General features: G+C 49.7%; 13 protein-coding genes. 3 read left to right on the top strand and 10 right to left on the bottom strand.

Annotated elements, in window-relative coordinates:
- Positions 1-18 precede the first annotated feature (18 nt).
- From aroC to GN241_00605, 6 genes are all read right to left on the bottom strand, one after another.
- On the bottom strand, positions 19-1,131 hold the full coding sequence (gene aroC, locus GN241_00580) for a chorismate synthase (GenBank protein XAT55985.1): 1,113 nt from the start codon (positions 1,129-1,131) through the stop codon (positions 19-21).
- Between the two features lie 206 nt (positions 1,132-1,337).
- Positions 1,338-1,565 (bottom strand): hypothetical protein, encoded by a 228-nt coding sequence (locus tag GN241_00585; protein ID XAT55986.1) that lies wholly within the window; start codon positions 1,563-1,565, stop codon positions 1,338-1,340.
- Positions 1,566-2,402: 837 nt separating this feature from the next.
- Positions 2,403-2,783 (bottom strand): hypothetical protein, encoded by a 381-nt coding sequence (locus tag GN241_00590; GenBank protein ID XAT55987.1) that lies wholly within the window; start codon positions 2,781-2,783, stop codon positions 2,403-2,405.
- A 41-nt stretch (positions 2,784-2,824) separates the two neighbouring features.
- A complete protein-coding gene (locus GN241_00595; protein ID XAT55988.1) occupies positions 2,825-3,511 on the bottom strand; it encodes a hypothetical protein in 687 nt (228 codons plus the stop codon).
- Positions 3,502-5,583, bottom strand: coding sequence for a hypothetical protein (locus tag GN241_00600; protein XAT55989.1), 2,082 nt, complete (start codon positions 5,581-5,583; stop codon positions 3,502-3,504). The genes GN241_00595 and GN241_00600 overlap by 10 nt, the downstream gene beginning before the upstream one ends.
- Positions 5,584-5,787: 204 nt before the next feature.
- Positions 5,788-6,381, bottom strand: coding sequence for a 5'-methylthioadenosine nucleosidase (locus GN241_00605; protein XAT55990.1), 594 nt, complete (start codon positions 6,379-6,381; stop codon positions 5,788-5,790).
- A gap of 154 nt (positions 6,382-6,535) precedes the next feature.
- Between GN241_00605 and GN241_00610 the strand changes: the two genes are divergently transcribed.
- Together GN241_00610 and iolD are read left to right on the top strand one after the other, a co-directional pair.
- Positions 6,536-7,675, top strand: coding sequence for a gfo/Idh/MocA family oxidoreductase (locus GN241_00610; protein ID XAT55991.1), 1,140 nt, complete (start codon positions 6,536-6,538; stop codon positions 7,673-7,675).
- Between the two features lie 99 nt (positions 7,676-7,774).
- Positions 7,775-9,670, top strand: a complete 1,896-nt coding sequence (gene iolD / locus GN241_00615; GenBank protein ID XAT55992.1) for a 3D-(3,5/4)-trihydroxycyclohexane-1,2-dione acylhydrolase (decyclizing) — start codon at positions 7,775-7,777, stop codon at positions 9,668-9,670.
- 299 nt (positions 9,671-9,969) lie between these two features.
- Here the strand turns inward: iolD and GN241_00620 are convergent, their stop codons facing one another.
- Positions 9,970-11,157: an aminotransferase class V-fold PLP-dependent enzyme gene (locus GN241_00620; protein XAT55993.1), complete on the bottom strand. Its 1,188-nt coding sequence runs from the start codon at positions 11,155-11,157 to the stop codon at positions 9,970-9,972.
- Positions 11,158-11,286: 129 nt separating this feature from the next.
- On the opposite strand from GN241_00620, the gene GN241_00625 reads away from it, so the two are divergent.
- Entirely contained in the window at positions 11,287-14,226 is a 2,940-nt protein-coding gene (locus GN241_00625; GenBank protein ID XAT55994.1) for an FAD-binding protein, read from the top strand.
- On the opposite strand, the gene GN241_00630 is transcribed toward GN241_00625, so the two are convergent.
- The 3 genes from GN241_00630 to GN241_00640 all read right to left on the bottom strand — a co-directional run bounded on the left by GN241_00630 (position 14,223) and on the right by GN241_00640 (position 18,005).
- A complete protein-coding gene (locus GN241_00630; protein XAT55995.1) occupies positions 14,223-14,993 on the bottom strand; it encodes a TSUP family transporter in 771 nt (256 codons plus the stop codon). The genes GN241_00625 and GN241_00630 overlap by 4 nt on opposite strands.
- A gap of 64 nt (positions 14,994-15,057) precedes the next feature.
- Positions 15,058-16,599, bottom strand: coding sequence for an AMP-binding protein (locus tag GN241_00635; protein ID XAT55996.1), 1,542 nt, complete (start codon positions 16,597-16,599; stop codon positions 15,058-15,060).
- On the bottom strand, positions 16,596-18,005 hold the full coding sequence (locus GN241_00640; protein ID XAT59128.1) for an aldehyde dehydrogenase family protein: 1,410 nt from the start codon (positions 18,003-18,005) through the stop codon (positions 16,596-16,598). The genes GN241_00635 and GN241_00640 overlap by 4 nt, the downstream gene beginning before the upstream one ends.
- Positions 18,006-18,014: the final 9 nt, after the last annotated feature.

An 18,014-nucleotide genomic window follows, 5' to 3' on the forward strand; every position in this document is an offset into this window, starting at 1 on the left:
AGGCCCGCGCGCTGATCTTTACGCATCAGGGCCGATTTTACCACCCTGGTCGCCAACCTGCCCGCGATGCAACAGCAAATGGTCTAGAAGAACGCAGGCCATCATGGCTTCGCCGACAGGCACAGCGCGAATGCCAACGCAGGGATCATGCCGCCCTTTGGTGACCACATCGATCTCTTGCCCGTCTTTGGTGATTGATTTGCGCGCTGTTAAAATGGAGGATGTCGGCTTGACTGCGAAGCGCAGCACCACATCTTGACCCGTTGAAATTCCACCAAGAATGCCACCGGCATGGTTGCTCGAATATTGGGGTAAGCCATCCGGCCCAAGCGTTATTTCATCGGCATTTTCCGCGCCTCTCAACGCAGCGGCTTGCATGCCTTCCCCAATTTCAACGCCTTTTACCGCGTTGATTGACATCATTGCCGCCGCAAGATCACCATCAAGCTTGCTGTAAATAGGTGCGCCAAGCCCAGCGGGAAGACCTTGTGCAACGATTTCAATCACCGCGCCAACTGAGCTGTGCGATTTGCGCACCTCGTCTAAATATTGCGCCCAGTCTTTTGCGGCATTTGCATCGGGCACCCAAAAGGGGTTTTGATCAATTTCTGACCAGTCAAAATGCGTACGGTCTATTTTATGCGGGCCCATTTGGCACATGAAGCCGATGATTTTTACCTCTGGTGCTAACTCAGCCAGCGCCGCCCTTGCCACCGCCCCCGCTGCGACGCGCGCCGCGGTTTCGCGCGCAGAAGAGCGACCGCCTCCGCGATAATCGCGAATGCCGTATTTTTGAAAATAAGTGATATCCGCATGGCCGGGGCGGAACGTATTGGCAATATCGCCATAATCTTTTGAACGTTGATCGGTGTTGCGGATGGTCAACTGAATCGGGGTTCCCGTTGATTTTCCCTCAAACACGCCGGACAGGATTTCAACGTTATCTGATTCGCGTCGCTGCGTGGTAAATTTACTTTGGCCAGGTTTGCGTTTGTCTAACCAGGGCTGAATAATGGTTTCATCAAGCACAATGCCCGGAGGGCAGCCATCAATGGTTGCGCCAATCGCGGGGCCATGGCTTTCCCCCCATGTGGTGACCTGAAATAAATGGCCGAATGTATTCATGCTCATATCAGCGCTCCTTTAAGATGCTGGATATAAGCACATTGCTCCGGTGACAAGCGTGATTCAAATGCGCAGATGTCGGAAACTTTATCCATTACCAAGCTTTTGCCGCGCTTATAGGCCCGTATGCTGTATTTGACATAACCTAAAAGGCAACATTCGGATGCTGCGTTGTGCCGAGCCGCCCGTGTCGGCCCGGTTTTTGAATTTAATTAGGTGCCGCTGCCGGATGCACTATTTTCTGAGGCCAGCACCAACGCCAAGATAAAGGCGCCAAACACCCATAAACCGTTATTAGAGCCCAAAAATCCTGTGGCCATTGGTTCTTCTGCAACCATTACGGTTTCTTCCTCCATCGCTTCTGAGTCGAGATTTCCAGCCCATCCGATAGAAACAGACGTTACGGCGATTGCGAGACTTGTGCTTATTAATTTATACATAAAATTCCCCTTAAGTTTAAAAATATATCCATTGGTATTACACAATATTCTTTTGGGCAAGTGGAATTTTATATTAAGTTTATGGTGTTTGCGGGGGCCTTGGAAACTGTATCTGGTTGGGGTTGATACTGGCATTTGACGCCGCATCCGATTCTGCGCTTAGCCAAGAATAATTTTACAATGATCGAAAGTTGGCCTCAGCTTTGCGCAGAAATAGGCTGAGATACGGATTTTGTATTTTATTTGGGGTCGTGGAGCCAGATGAATTATGGTCTGAGGCCGACGGCGCTAAAATAAATGTGCTAACCCTTCATAATCGGTATTAGACCCCAAATTTTTTTAGCCATCGTCTCTTCTGCAACCATTATAGCTTTCTCTTCCATCGTTTCCGATCCGATTTTTCATCCGATCCTATAGAAGTAACTGCGCCTTTAATGGTAGGGTTTGCGATAAAAAATTTATAAACAAACTATCTGCAAGGATTAAAATATAAATAGGGCTATAAATTAATGATCTGACCGGAACAGGACGTAAAAAACCGCGTTTCTTAAAATTTAACGTTTATTTTTGTAAGGTTCATTTTTGAAACCTTGATATGGGAAAACTACTTACCAAAAGTGATGCCGATGAACCTCCGAGTTCTGGTATTGCTGCGTAATTGAGGTCTAAAACGGTCGAATCTATTGAGTTTCAAATAAATGAGAGCATTTTTGCAGATGACCTTAACTTGCATAGGTAAATTTAAGCGGATCAGCACTTCTAAAATATTATATAAAAAAGGCAGCTAAAAAGCTACCTTTCGAATACCCGTTTTTATATTTTTATTCAGTTGAGCGCTTACGTGCCTGAACTTGAGCTTGAGCTTGAGCTTGAGCTTGACTTTTTGTTATCTGCGGCAGCAACAACCGCCGCCGCTACAACTGCCACTGATACAGCTACTGTAGCTGCTACGGCACCTACAGCCAAACCGGCTGTGGCGGCACCCGCAGCTGCCGCGCCAGCCGCCGCAGCACCTCCTGCTGCAGCTCCACCAGCCGCCGCCCCGGCAGAAGCACCAGCACCGGCAGAAGCACCAGCACCGGCAGAGGCACCACCGCTTGCGCCTGCAGAAGCACCACCGCTTGCGCCGCCACTACCGGCTGCTTCAGATCCAGCTTGCGCCCATGCGCCACTCGCAATGAACACTGATATAAGCGAACTAATCAAAACGTTTTTCATAGAGAATCCCTTTCTCATGGCAGTTTTGATTAATCTTTAGATCAAATCACGCGTTCAATCAATATCAAACCGATATTTTTTCCATGCCATTGTTGAGATTTTCTAATCATGCCGTTTTTTTCAACCCAGTATGTGTTTTTAAATTGTAAACCACCACTCTCACAATTCTCACTCACACGAAGCGTTTTATAGGGTTTTTCGAAGATGAAGATGGTTTCCTGACTCTCTTTTGAGAAAACACAGGAAAATTCTATGATTTTGTCTTGATTGTCTGCGGCAAGGTATTTGTATAACCTGCGATGCTGTGGTTCTATGTTCCCAGCAATAGTTTTTTTAAGTGAGTAACCCGCAGCGCCAACATCCGCACCCATTAAATCATAATTCATGCCACGGGTGGCAATAAGCATTCCGTTTTGGGTGGTCACTGTTCTCCCATCTGCGCTTAACCATACTTCGTTCAAAGTGCTTCCAGGAAAAGCTGAAAGTGTTGCAATTTGATCTCCATTTAAGATTTCTATTAATATAAGAGGGATATTTGACTCATCAATCATTGAGCGCGTGATGACTTTTCTTGGATTAACCTGCTCACCCACTTCACTCTTGTTAAAAATCGACTTGAATTGTTCCACTAGTAACAATTCTTGTGATGATTCCGTTTTTGAACTGCAGGCAGCTAGCAGAAGCAAAATGAAACCTAAACAAAATCTTGTCCTAAGCTTCATTTCCATAATCTTCCAGCCTCATGATAAATTGCATTTTTATCATTTTTAAACAGATATTTGTGGAGCTTATAGGGGGTGTGCAATTTCGCACCTCCATCGCGGGTCATGACGTTAAATTCAATTTTGGATGTCGTTCTGTATGGTGATCCAATACTCCAATCTAAAGGTATCTCTGCGAATATACCTTTGTCATATGAGCCTTCTCCAAATTTCGCAAACGGCACATTTGTAACCGTCGCATAGGCGCCCATATTCCAACCATTTCCAAATTTTCGCCCTACCCGTAAAGTATAGCCTCGATCACCGGCCAAATATTGCCCGGCATCTAATTGGGTCATAAACCCGTTTTTGAAAAAGTAATAGGCTGACAAGTGACCTGTTGTGACTTGATAATTTTGTAGACCCCAGAGCATGTCAAAATTTCGCTGTTGCACTTGGCTAAGTTCGATACCGATACCAAGCGAGCTTGATATTGGCTTCCACAATATTTCGCCCGAAACACCAGCAAACATTTTTTCTAAATAGCCAGCAGTCAATTTTCCATAGACGCTTGGCATTATCTTATTTACTTTGGTAATCGTTAATTGATCAATGCCAGGATCACCATCGCGCCCATAAATATCGTGATCACTGCGGACGTGAGGTAAAACCGAATCCGATTGTCTTAATACTTTATCAAAGTTACCAACGAGCGACTTACGAACTCTGCCATCAATATAAAATCCAGATCCCAGAGTGTATTGAGTAAAAAGTTCTGCGCCCACTTCCCCTCGGATAGGAGCGAGTGGATCAAAAAGCGAATATTCAACATATGGCCCTATGGCCCAGCTAAATTTCTTCGAGTCAGATTGATCGAACCCTAAAGCAGTAGTGTCTTGGAATTTAACTGTATCCAGAAAGTTTTCTGAGGGTTCGGCTGAAACCACCGAATCAATCAATTGATTTCGGTTGATTTCTGCCGATAATATAACAAGGTCATCCTCTATAAATTCTATATAGAAACTATCAAAATTATCGCTTAAATATCGCGATGCTGTTCGTGCAGCGCGGCCTAACGCCTGGGCGGTGGATCGATATTTTTGATTAACAAGCTGTAATCGAGGGGGATTTTGTTCCAAATCTAAGCTTGTTAATTTAAAACCGTCGGCCTTGAGCACAGTTTTCAGCACAGTTTCATTGGTCGATTCAAGATAAAATGGCGAACCTTTTAAGACTTTTTGCCGTAAGGGAATAGGCGCCAGTTCCCGACCCGGCCCGTTTGGCGGATCTTTGGGATCCATCACAAGATGCGCAGATAGAGTAATTTTATCTCCATGCAAAAAGCTGGATTGTAGGAAATATCCCTTGCCAGAATTCCAGGTTAACCCGTAATTCCACGGCGTTTGATGTTCAAGATAGGACGTTTCTCGATTATATCGGTCAGATGAATATTCAAATTTTGCTGTGAACCCTTTGCCCAGATGCCAAGCCAAACCCCCAAAAGCGGCCGTGTCACCTTGAAACCATTCGGTTGCTTCCAGCTCTCCGCCCACTCCAAAATCTCGTCCAGCGCGGGTTTTAAACCTTTCGTCAATTTGCCCCAGCGGCGAGTCGAACCCGCCAAAAGTGGCCAGCCGCCCGAAGCCCAAACCGGTCGTGACTTCAACAGGGCCAATATTTTTTGTGCCCACAACATATTCGCTCGTATACCAACCGGTTCCGATAAAATCATTTAAGCCAATGGCCAAAGCCGGCATATATTGACCTTCATCAACGGCGCGAAACCGCAGATCAAAACTACGATCATAATTAGAGTAACCACCGGCTTCATTCCCATTTCTTCCATGGGCTGAATAGCGAAAGCTGGCTGATATTCTTGGTAGGATTTGCGCGGTTAAACTGGTGCGTCTGTCTCCATCAAAACCGCTTTGGCTAAGGACAAGCCGCCCGTCAGAATCTGAAGCAGCTGTTGGCATATCGATCAATCCAATTGTGCCGTAGCTGGTATAGGATTGCGTGTCTGCTAAAAGCAAATTGGGCAATAAGCCAATTGCTAAAATGGTGTTGGAGAGTTTAAAAATGCGTCTTAAATTAACCATCACCACCTCAACATTATGCGAAGACCGCTACCATTAATTTACTTGCTCTACAATAATCCTTTTTGCTTTTTGATCACAAACCGATACTCAATCCAATGGTGTGACGTAAATTGGGCTCAATTTTTTACAATCGTTTTTTATTAGATCACTTCGTTTGAAAATATTCATATTTTTAAGCTACTGGATCCCATCAAAGCTCTGATATCAAACGTGATTTTCTAAGATTTCATTTATAAAAACATGGCTTGCATGGGCCAAATTATCCTTCCAGGCGCTGGGCGAGTTTTCATCTGCCTGGTCCGATACATATTTAAAGCAAGAAAAATGGATACCTGCCATCTGTGCCAGCTTTGCTAAGGCGAACGCCTCCATATCCACAAGATCTGTTTGCAGTTCAGGCGGTGCCGTCACAAAACTATCGCCAGTTCCGCAAGACAGGCCATGCCCCTGCGCAGAAAAGTAGGGCGCCTCTTCGAAAGGGGTTTGCCCCAAGGCAAATCCCATATCGCGGGCATCCATATCGCGTTGGAAGAATTGTGTTACCTCTAGCAAGCCGCTTAATTCAGGGTTTAACGCTCCTGCCGTGCCAAAGTTAATTAAATTCACTGGTTTATAGCGCGCCACATATTCGCTGCCTTTCAACGCAGCATTCACTTTACCAACCCCTGTATAGGCCACCTTCCAGCTGGGTATCATCTCTCTTGGCAGCTCTGCTTCCAAAGCAACCAATATCAAGGTGTTTTTCGGATCAAACCGCACCACGCTTTCCCCTAGTTGTAAATTCCAATTCAAGCGCATCTTATCGACCCTGAAAGCCTTGCGAAAGCCGCTTTAAAAGATCCAATATTTTCGCGCTGCAACATGCGTTATTCGTTTGACCATGGGCGTTTGCCTTCATAGGTTCGCGCAGAGAAAACGGGCATCACTTAGTTTAAAGCGTGGGGTATATATTTTGAAACCACTTTCATGGGGCCTTATTGGCGGGGGACAAGGCAGTCAAATCGGGTTTGCGCATCGGTCCGGCGCAGAAATTGATGGCCGCTTTAAACTGATGGCGGGCGCCATGGATGTGGATCCCAATGTGGCCAAAAGTTATGGCGCGTCGCTTGGGCTTGATCCAAGCCGCGCTTATGGCACGTGGCAAGAGATGCTGCAGGGTGAGCAATCACGCGATGACCGTATCGATTTGGTGACGGTTGCAACGCCCAATGCCACCCATTTTGAGATTTCAAAAGCCTTTCTGGAAGCCGGTTTTCACGTCTTATGCGAAAAACCGATGACGATGACGGTGCCCGAAGCGCAAGCGTTGGTGCAGATTGCAAAAAAGGCCAACCGGGTTTGCGCGGTGAATTATGGCTATTCGGGTTATCCACTGGTGCGCCAGATGAAAGCGATGGTTGAGGCTGGGCAATTGGGTGCGATCCGCTGCGTGGTTGCAGAATTTGCCGGTGGCTTTATGGCGGATGCCGCAGATGCTGAAAATCCCCGCGTGCGCTGGCGGTTTGATCCAAAGCAAGCGGGCATGGCGGCTGTAACGGTGGATTGTGGCATCCACGCCTTGCATATGGCCTGCTATGTTACAGGGCAAAATGTGACCAAAGTATCGAGTGATTTTGCCCATGGGATCAAAAGCCGGGAATTGGAAGATGATAACCTAACGGCGTTCCGGATGAGCGGTGGCGCCATTGGCCGGCTTTGGACAAGCGGTTTGGCGATTGGGCGCACGCATGGGCTGACACTGCAAGTGTTTGGCGAGATCGGTGGTTTAAGCTGGCAACAAGAGCATCCCAACCAATTGCGCTGGACGCCTCTTAATGCACCAACCCAAATTTTAGAGCGCGGCGCAGTTGGCCTTTCCGAGGCTGCGGCGCGCGCCAATAGAATAACGGTGGGGCATCCAGAGGGCATGGTTCTGGCCTTTGCAAATGTTTATCGCGATCTAAGCGAAGTGATCGCCGCGCAAAATTCTGGCACGTCTCCCGATCCTTTGGCGCTGACCTATCCCACCGCAGAAGAGGGGTGCCATTCGATCGAAGTGGTTGAGGCGATGGTTAAATCGGCCAAAAATGACGGAGAATGGATGGCCGTATAACCGCCCCAGCCTGGTCATCGAAAATGTGTATGCGAGCAGTGCAGCGGTTAAGCTTAAGCGCAGGCTTTGTTGCAGAAAAGAAAAAGGAATGCATTTGGTATGAAATTTTATAGCTCAGAGAAAAAGCAGCGCCTCACCCTGTCACAGGCGATGGTGAAGTTTCTACAAGCGCAATATAGCGAATATGATGGGGTTGAACATAGGTTTTTTCAAGGAATCTGGGGTATTTTTGGGCATGGAAATGTTTCGGGCCTGAGCCAGGCCTTGGTCGAATATGGCGATGATCTTCCTTATCATCAGCCCACCAATGAGCAATCAATGGTGCATGCGGCAACCGGATTTGCGCGCACGATGCGGCGCAAGGCGACCATGGCTTGCACCACGTCGATTGGTCCGGGGGCCACCAATATGATTACTGGGGCGGCCACGGCAACCATTTGCCGAATCCCAGTGCTGTTGCTGCCCTCAGATTATTATGCCACGCGGTTTCAAGGCAAAGTTTTGCAAGATATTGATCATCTTAGTTCGGATGATATGTCGGTGACGGATACGTTTCGCGTAGTCAGCCGTTTTTACGACCGCCTGACCCGCCCCGAACAGATTTTAACCGCAATGCCCGAAGCCATGCGGATTCTGACCAGCCCGTCAGAAACTGGGGCGGTTACGATTGCGTTGCCGCAAGATATTCAGGGCTACGCGTTTGATTATCCAGAAAGCTTTTTTGAAAAACGCGTCTGGCGCATTGAACGGCAGGTGCCACATCCGAAACGCATTGCAGAAACCATTGCACTGCTCAAAGCCGCAAAAAAACCCTATATTATTGCGGGTGGCGGCATTCATTATTCCGAAGCTTGGCAAGAGTTAGAGGCTTTTGCAACGCGGTTTGGCATTCCCGTCGGAGAAACCCATGCAGGGCGCGGCGCGCTGAAAAACGGTTCGCCTCTATTGATGGGGGGCACGGGCCATTTGGGCACGCCCGCCGCTGCAAAAATCGCTGAAGAAGCTGATTTGGTGATCTGTATTGGCACGCGTTTGCACGATTTCGTTACCGGGTCTAATTCGGCGTTTCAAAACCCGGATGTTAAATTTGTTTCGATCAACGTGAATGGCCGGGATGCTTATAAATTGGGGGCCCTGCCTTTGGCATCGGATGCCAAGCTGGCACTTGCAGCCCTAACTGAGGCCGCGGCCGCAGCGGGTATCGGCGCGAATGAGGCTTGGGTTGAAACCGCCAATGCGGCGCGTTTGGCATGGGATAAAACCAAACGGGAACAGGTTTTTATTCAGCATAAAGGTGAAAAAATGAGTCAGGGCCAATTGATCGGGTTGATCTCCGATCAGATGCAAACGGGCGATACATTATTGGCCGCCGCTGGCACCGTGCCAGCTGATCTAACCAAATTATTCGATGTAAAAGATGGCAAGAACCTACATATTGAATTTGGCAATTCCTGCATGGGCTATGATATTCCCGCTGCTATTGGTGTGCGTTTAACCGGCACGGATGATGAAATCTTTGTTCTAATGGGCGATGGAAATTACCAAATGCACCCTATGGAACTGGTTACGGCGATGCAAGAGCGCGCCAAGATCACTATTATTTTGAACGTGAATGACGGGTATCAATCCATACATGGCCATCAAAAAGCTTTGGTCGGGCAATCTTTGGGCAATGAATTCAAAATCCGTGATGGGCAATCTGGCCTGCTTGATAAGGGTGAGTTTATTCAGATCGATTACGTTAAAAATGCAGAAAGCGTCGGGGTAAAAGCGTGGCTTGCAGATGACGAGTCTGCGTTTAAACAAGCGCTTTCAAATGCCCGCGATGAAGCTGGCCCCTGTATGATCGTTGTACCAACTGAACGCTATCGTTCCCCCCCTGGATCCGAAGTTTGGTGGGAGGTTGTTGGCGCTGAGGTTACCAATGATCCTGACACCAAAGCATTGGTCGATGCGCGCGAAATTGGCCGTGCAAAGCAACGGTTTTACTATTAAGCGTGATCAGGCTGCCGCCGGGCTGCTCGAGTTGGGTTTCGCGCGCTTAGCAGGGCATTTTGCGCCGGGCGGCCCGTGCAAGCCACAGCTTGCTTTTGCTTGCAGGCGAACAGATCACCGGCGTTTGCTCTTGGTGTGAAAGCCGCGGTCAAGCGAGGGGGTTTTTTACCAAAGCGAAGCAGCCCGCTGCGTTGAAAAGGCCGGCGCCTTTTCTGGGTTTAATCGATCCGGCGCAGGGTTTTTCCCATTTTTGAAACGATCAAATCCTAGCCAAGCCGGCCGCAGACCTCTTGCCTGTTTTATGTCAAATTGTTTTTCAAAAATTGCATTGCGGCATCTGTGCCACCGGATTGATGCGGCACGTCGCAAAGGGCAAGCCCCATTTCCACGCCGCCCAAAGTGCCAATCATCATCAGATCGTTGAAATCCCCCAAATGGCCAATTCGAAACACTTTTCCAGCCAGGTGTGACAGGCCGTTGCCCAGCGACATATTAAAGTTTTTCAGCACGGTGCTGCGAAACGCATCTGCATTATGGCCATCAGGCAATAAAACCGCCGTCAGCGTATTGGAAAAATCCAAAGGCTCTTGGCATAAAACCTCTAGGCCCCAGGCTTGCACCGCGATGCGGGTTGCCTGCGCGTGGCGCTTATGGCGGGCAAAAACGTTTTCCAACCCTTCTTCTAGCAGCATATCAATTGCTTCGGATAATCCGTAAAGCAGGTTCGTGGCCGGTGTATAGGGAAAAGCTCCAGAGGCATTTGCCGCGATTTGATCCTCCCAATCCCAATAGGATCTGGGCAAATCAGCGGTTTTGGCGGCCTGTCTGGCTTTTTCCGACACGGCATTGAACGATAAGCCGGGTGGTAGCATCAGTCCTTTTTGAGAGCCGGCAACGGTGACATCAACGCCCCAAGCCTCATGGTAATAGTCAGATGAGCCCAAAGACGAAATAGTATCGACCATCAATAACGCATCATGTTGCGCGGCATCGATCGCGGCGCGGATGTCCGAAATTCGTGACATCGCACCGGTTGATGTTTCGTTATGCACCACGCAGACGGCTTTGATCTTGCCCTCTTTATCGGCCGCAAGCCGCGCCTCAATCGCTTCGGGATCGGCGCCGCGGCGCCAATCGGTTTTTAGCAATTCGGTATGTAGCCCCAAACGCGCTGCCAATTTGCACCAAAGGCTGGCAAAATGCCCGGTTTCGATCATTAAAACGGTATCGCCGGCACTTAGCGTGTTGACCAATGCGGCCTCCCAAGCCCCTGTGCCCGAGGCAGGATAGATGATCACAGGCGCCCGGGTTTTAAAAATATTTTGCAAACCTGAAAGGCATTTTTTGCCAAGCTCGGCAAATTCTGGGCCACGATGATCGATGGTGGGAAAATCCATTGCCCGTAAAATTCGATCCGGTACGTTTGAAGGCCCGGGTATCTGCAGAAAATGGCGGCCTGACGGTTTTGAATGGGGCATATGCAAGATACCTTTTTATCTCATTTTTACCAATGAATTATAGTCAAGCTCAGTTTAAAATAGCAAGCATTGTGATCCTTCTGTGACTGGTTATTATGGTGCTCGGTGCCGCAGCATGAGCCATGAAGAAGACCGCAAATGATAAAGGATATAACCCGTTTAAAGCGCGCGCTTGAGGGCGATGTTTTAGACAGTGCTTTTGATCGGGGGCGCTATGCGACGGATGCTTCGATTTACCAAATGATGCCCTTGGCTGTGATTACGCCCCGCTCTGTAAGCGATATCAAAACCAGCATCGAATTTGCGCAAGCGCGTAAACTGTCGATCCTACCGCGCGGGGCTGGAACCTCGCAAAATGGGCAAACCGTGAACAAGGCTCTGGTGTTAGATAACAGCGTTTATTTTAACCGTTTGTTGGATTTAGATGTTGCGAATATGCGCTGCATTGTTGAGCCAGGAATGGTGCTGGATACGCTGAACCGGCTGCTCAAGCCGCATGGGCTTTGGTTTCCGGTGGATGTTTCAACCTCAAGCCGGGCCACGATTGGCGGTATGGTTGGCAATAATTCTGCTGGGGGCAGATCCATCCGCTACGGGATTATGCGCGATAATGTTGGGGCGATTGATGCGATCCTCAGCACAGGCCGCACGGCTCGGTTTGGGCTTTTAAACGAGGGCAGCGCCGGGCTTGAAAGCCTGTTGCCGGGTTTATTGGCGCTTGGACAAGATAATAGCGAGGAAATAGAGGCGCGTTTTCCCAAAGTGCTGCGGCGCGTTGGGGGGTATAATTTGGATGCGCTTTTGCCCGATACGCTGGTGAAACGCCCGGGCAGCACAGGGCATGAAAATGATATCAACCTGTCGCATTTATTGGTTGGCTCAGAAGGCACGCTGGCCTATTCCGCGGCGATCGAGCTGAAATTATCCCCCTTGCCGGCGCCAAAAATTATGGCGCTATGCCATTTTACAAGCTTTTATGCCGCGATGGATGCAGCCCAGTATTTGGTTGCCTTGGATCCGATTACGGTGGAATTGATCGATCAAACAATGATCTCCTTGGCCCGCTCGATCCCGCTGTTTAAAAGCACTGTTGATGATTATATCCGAAACGATCCAGAAGCGGTGCTGGTGGTTGAGTTTGCCGAGGAAGATTGGGCCAAAAACCTTGCAAAAATAGATCAATTGCAAGCGGTGATGGCCGAGCTTTCTGACGCGCAAGCCGACAAGCCTCGCCAGATAATTCGCGCAGAGGAGGCGGTTGTGGTGATCACCCCGCCTGATCAGCAAGCGCGGATTTCAGAAATGCGCAAATCTGGCCTGAATATCATGATGTCGATGAAATCTGAGGCCAAGCCGGTTTCTTTTGTGGAAGATTGCGCCGTGCCGTTGCAAGACTTGGCCGAATATACGCAAGGGCTGAAGGAGATTTTTGAAAAATATGGCACCAGCGGCACTTGGTATGCGCATGCCTCTGTGGGCTGTCTGCACGTGAGGCCGGTGTTGAATATGAAATTATCTGCAGACGTGCAAAAGATGAAATCTATCGCCACCGAAGCGTTTGAATTGGTACAGAAATATGGTGGATCGCATTCGGGTGAACATGGCGATGGCTTGTCACGTTCTGAATTCAATCCGGTGATGTTTGGCCCGCAATTGACGGCGGCGTTTCGCAAGCTGAAAGCGCTTTTTGACCCGGCGGGCGTTTTCAACCCCGGCAAAATCATAGATGCGCCAGATATGGATACGCGGGCGCTGTTTCGCTTCGCACCAGGCTATCATGTTGCGGATTTTCCAACCCAGTTGAATTGGTCGGCTTGGCCGGGCGCGGCGGGCGGGTTTCAGGGCGCGGTTGAAATGTGCAACAATAACGGCGCCTGCCGGAAACGCGACGGCGGGGTGATGTGCCCGTCTTTTCGCGTTACAGGCGCGGAAAAAGACAGCACCCGCGGGCGGGCCAACAGCTTGCGGCTTGCAATGTCGGGACAATTGGGGGCAAAGGCGCTGGCCTCACCGGATATGGCCGATACGATGAAGCTGTGCGTCTCGTGCAAAGCTTGCAAGCATGAATGTCCGACCGGTGTTGACATGGCGGCGATGAAAATTGAAATCTCTGCGTTGCACAGCGCAGAAAATGGATTATCCAGGCGCGACCGGTTGATTGCCTATTTGCCTGATTATGCCCCCATTGCAGCGTCGCTGGCGCCGCTGTTTAACCTGCGCGATAAGCTTCCCGGACTGGCATGGCTGAGCCAAATTTTAACGGGGTTTTCTGCCAAACGGCCCCTGCCTCTTTGGCAACGCAGGTGGTTTCAATCTACCGAACTGGCGGTTACGCCAATCGGAGAGAGGCCCGTCCTCTTATTTGTCGATACGTTTAGCCGGTATTTTGAGCCTGAAAATCTGCGCAGTTCGCAGCGGGTTTTAAGCGCAGCTGGATTCACCCCTTTCGCGCCCTTGCCAGATCAGCGCAGCACAAAACCCTTATGTTGCGGGCGCACGCATCTGTCGGTTGGCAACGTGGCGCGGGCGCGCGATACCGCGCAGCGCCTTGTTGAAACCTACGCTCCTTATGCGGCGGCCGGCATTCCGATTGTTGGGTTGGAGCCGTCCTGCCTGCTGGCTTTAAAGGATGAAATCCCTGCGCTTTTAAACACGCAAGATGCGCAACAAGTGGCCAAGATGGTGCTGACTTTTGAAGAATTATTACTCACCGAAAAAACTGCATTACGTTTGAAGCCCTTGCAGGCAAAGGCGCTGCTGCACGGGCATTGCCATCAAAAAGCCTTTGGCGTGATGCGCCCCGTGCAAGAGGTGCTTGGCATGATTGAAGGGCTTGAGGTTGAAACGATCGAGACCAGTTGCTGCGGCATGGCCGGCGCTTTTGGCTATGGTACTGAGACGTTTGACATATCACTGCAAATGGCAGAAGCGAATTTACTGCCTGCCATTCGCGGCGCGGATGCGCAAACATATGTGATTGCGGATGGCACATCCTGCCGCAGCCAAATCAAAGATGGTGCTGCGCGCGAAGCAGTGCATGTGGCCAGATTGCTCGATCAGCAATTGATCAAAGATTAAAAAATACCCACAGCAATTAGCCGCAGGCCGATTAGAAAAAAGGCGATTAACACGGCTTTTTGAAAATAAACCTGAGAAATTTTACCCCGCAATATTTCGCCAATCCGAAAGCCGCCCATCACGAATAAAAGCCCCAAAAGCGATTGCTGGAGGATCGCGTTTGTCAGAACGCCGCCCAAATAAAGCCCCAATGACAGCGGTGCGGCCCCCACCAAGAAAACAAAACCGGTGGCGGCGATAAACCGTTCTTTTTCGAGCCCCCGCGCGATCATATAGGTGGCCACCGGCGGCGACCAGATTGAACTGAGCCCCCCCAATATTCCGGCGACCAATCCAACCCCGATTTGAATGGAATAGCTCGGGCCAAGGCGTAATTTCCATCCTATCAATCCATTTAGCGCCACAATGACCATTGCCGCACCGATTGTGATTGTTAGTAAGCTGGTGGGATAACGTGATAAGAAAAAAGAGGTGATAAAAATGCTGAGTAAGATCGTGAGCGCCATCGGCCAATAGGTTTTCATAGAATCAGCCCGATGCTGCGATTTTATAAATTGGGTAAAATTGGTTAACAGAATCGGTATGGCAAGCAGGGCAACCGCGTGGGTGGGGCTGAGCACCAGCGTTAAAAGCCCCATCGCAGCAGCCGGTAGGCCGATGCCCAAAAACCCTTTGACGATGCCCGCAATGAACAATGTTGCAGATATCAAAATCAGAATGCTGGGTGTCTGATTGGCAAATAAAGTGTCAAATAGGTGCTCTTGCATAAGCGGCTCCAAAAAATGTGTCAGCGCTTTCTTGCGAACGTAAAAACAGCGCTGGCTGCCTGCATTATTCGGTTGGGTACACCAATCCGAACAGCTTTAATCGCTGTACCTTACCCGAGGGCCCTTTGGGCAAATCCTCTAGGATATGGATTGTATCTGGTGATTTGAATTTTCCCAGACGGGTTTGACAATGCGCCAGCAAGTCGGGTGCGCTTGCATGCATCTGTTCTTTCAGGCGAATGCAGGCTTCGACCCGTTCGCCGTAATTTTCGCAGGGCACCGCAAAGGCCGCAGCCTCCAAAACCGCCTCATGTTCGAGCAGCGCCTCATCAATTTCGCGTGGCGCAATATTCTCACCGCCTTTTATGATCAATTCTTTGATGCGGCCCGATACAAACACGTATCCATCTTGGTCCAGATATCCCAGATCGCCGGTTCTAAGCCATCCATCGGGTGAAATGGTTTTCGCGGTCTCCTCGGGTTGGTTCAAATAGCCTTGCATCACATTGGCGCCGCGCACCAGAATTTCACCGATTGTCCCAGTGGGCACGGCGGCTAGGGTGTCATCTGCGATCATAATTTCATTGCCAAACGCGGTACCGGGAGAGCCGATTTTACGGATTGCGGGGGGCATGGGGTTGGTGGTGATTTGCGATCCGGTTTCGGTCAGCCCCATTGTCTCGATTATGGGGATATTGAAACGCTTTTCAAAGCGGCGATGAATTTCGGGGGAGAGCGGCGCAGAGGCCGAGCGCGCAAAGCGCAGATATGACAGATCTTCGGTGCTTTCGGGATGGTTTAAAATATAGGCAAATTGCGTAGGAACAGCGGAAAACCAGCTGCATTTATACGCGGCGATATGAGACCAAAAGGACGAGACTGAAAACTTATGCGGAAGCACCAACATGCTGGCAGAGACAGTTGTGCCCATCACCGTCACGCATAGGCCGTTAATGTGATAAATCGGCAGCACACATAAGGCCCTATCTTGTTTTGTGATGCCGTGGCCAGTTGAAATAAAATGCCCAGCAGCCAGCAAATTATGATGGCTGAGCATCACCCCTTTGGGGTTTCCTGTGGTACCTGAAGTATACATGAGCACGCCGATACTGTCTGCTTTGGGGCTTTCGATCGGCGCATTTGGCTTGGATTTGGCAGGGTTACTTTCAGGCCATTGCGGCCCTCCATTCAGATCCAATGGGCAGGTTTTTGCGGTGCTTTTGGCCTCTTGCATCGCCTCTTTGATCATATCCCCGCAGTCGTTTTGCACGAAGATCAGCGCGGCGTTTGAATGGGCCAAGATATATCCCAATACCTTTGCACCCGCGACCAAGTTCAAGGGCAGCGCCACATAGCCGCCGTAGACGATACCCATAAATGTGAGGCAGGCACTGATACTATTGGGTGAGGCAATGGCAATACTGCTGCCCTTTGGAAGACCCATATTGGCGATATGCTGCGCGATATCGCGGATTTGTGCAGCGCCGTCTGCAAAGCTGACTTGTCGTCCAGTCTCCGGTGAGGCCAGCCAGATTCTATCGCCATGCTCGGCTGCGTTCGCGTCAATTTGCTGTATCAGCGTTTTGCTTTTCGGCAAGGGGCTCATTTGGCGCTGGCGCTCCAAAACTCAGATAAGACATCTTCCAAATCGGGTTTATTTTCTTCGATCACACGCACAATCCGTACCCGGTTGACAAAATGCTCCCAGTTGAGGTTGCCATCGATCGAATTGCCCCCCCAAGAGCCGCAACCCATCGATAAAGAGAAAGGCAATCCATTGTTGAAAAAGCCCCCGGTTGCAAAACAATGCGCTTGATTCACAATCACTCGGCAGGTGCGGGCTGCCATCGCCAATTCATGCGCGCGGGCATCATTTGTGGAATGCAGCCCCAAAGAATGCCCGGCGCCCTGATAATCTTGAATGGTCAGGGCAAGCGTCACCGCCTCTTGAAAATCTTTGGCTTTATACAAAGCGAAAAACTGCGCCATTTTTTCGCCGCTTATGGGGGCATCTGCACCCGCCTTCGCGGAGGGAACCACCAAGAAACGCGTGTTTTCACTGGCCCGATGCGTCAGCTCTAAACGTTCTAAAACCACATCAATATCTTTGGCCAGCAACGCGCTTGTTAATTTGCCATTATGCCAATGTATGCTCATCAAGCGTTGCGTTTCTTCTTCGCTCAGCACCAGCCCGCCCTCCGCTTCGAGCGCGGCAACGGCCTCATCATACACCTCTTCTAGGGCAATGATGGCGTTTTCCGAAGAACAGGACGTGGCGTTGTCAAAGGTTTTTGAAGCAGCAATTTTTTCCGCAGCATCTGCAATATTGGCGCTTTCGTCAATGATTGTGACCACGTTGCCCTGCCCAACACCCAAGGCTGGCGTGCCCGAAGAATATCCGGCGCGCACGTTGTTTTGCGAACCTGTGACGACCAAAAGATCGGCCAGCTCCATCAAGCGTTGGGTTTTGGCTTTTGAGGGGGGCATTGGCACCATTTGCACCAGATCTGGATTAAGGCCGATGCTGCGCAGATTTTGATGAATAAAGGTTAGAAGAGTTGCAAAAGGCTCTGCGCCTTTTGGCGAGGGGGCGATAATAATTGCATTGCCGCTTTTTAATGCGTTGATGATGTTATTCACCGGCGTTGCCAAAGGGTTTGTTGAGGGAACAATGGCGGCAATCACGCCTTTTGGACGCAAATAGGTTGAGAGGCCGGTTTCAGCATTATCTTCAACATGACCAAAGGCGGTAACCGATTTTAAATCGCGCAATAAGCCAAGCGTTTTATTATGGTTCTTTCTCATTTTATCCGCTGCATTGCCCAAACCGGTTTTTTGAACCGCCAGCTTTGACAGGCTGCTATTATGCTCTGGTTTCATCAACGCCCAGGCCACCGCCTGGCAGGCCAGATCAAAGGTTTTTTGGGAGCCTTGGGCTTCATAAACCGCCTGCGCCTGCCGAGCTTTTTCAACCAGCGCGTCGATTTCTAAGATATCGCCCTCAATATCCATCATGATGCC

The organism is Rhodobacteraceae bacterium IMCC1335 (assembly GCA_039640495.1).
Taxonomy (GTDB): Bacteria; Pseudomonadota; Alphaproteobacteria; order Rhodobacterales; family Rhodobacteraceae; genus Thalassovivens.

Excerpts from the sequence above, each read along its gene's own strand:
- aroC (XAT55985.1), bottom strand. The coding sequence starts at position 1,131 with ATGAGCATGAATACATTCGGCCATTTATTTCAGGTCACCACATGGGGG.
- GN241_00585 (XAT55986.1), bottom strand. The coding sequence starts at position 1,565 with ATGTATAAATTAATAAGCACAAGTCTCGCAATCGCCGTAACGTCTGTT.
- GN241_00590 (XAT55987.1), bottom strand. The coding sequence starts at position 2,783 with ATGAAAAACGTTTTGATTAGTTCGCTTATATCAGTGTTCATTGCGAGT.
- GN241_00595 (XAT55988.1), bottom strand. The coding sequence starts at position 3,511 with ATGGAAATGAAGCTTAGGACAAGATTTTGTTTAGGTTTCATTTTGCTT.
- GN241_00600 (XAT55989.1), bottom strand. The coding sequence starts at position 5,583 with ATGGTTAATTTAAGACGCATTTTTAAACTCTCCAACACCATTTTAGCA.
- GN241_00605 (XAT55990.1), bottom strand. The coding sequence starts at position 6,381 with ATGCGCTTGAATTGGAATTTACAACTAGGGGAAAGCGTGGTGCGGTTT.
- iolD (XAT55992.1), top strand. The coding sequence starts at position 7,775 with ATGAAATTTTATAGCTCAGAGAAAAAGCAGCGCCTCACCCTGTCACAG.
- GN241_00625 (XAT55994.1), top strand. The coding sequence starts at position 11,287 with ATGATAAAGGATATAACCCGTTTAAAGCGCGCGCTTGAGGGCGATGTT.
- GN241_00630 (XAT55995.1), bottom strand. The coding sequence starts at position 14,993 with ATGCAAGAGCACCTATTTGACACTTTATTTGCCAATCAGACACCCAGC.
- GN241_00635 (XAT55996.1), bottom strand. The coding sequence starts at position 16,599 with ATGAGCCCCTTGCCGAAAAGCAAAACGCTGATACAGCAAATTGACGCG.
- GN241_00640 (XAT59128.1), bottom strand. The coding sequence starts at position 18,005 with ATGGATATTGAGGGCGATATCTTAGAAATCGACGCGCTGGTTGAAAAA.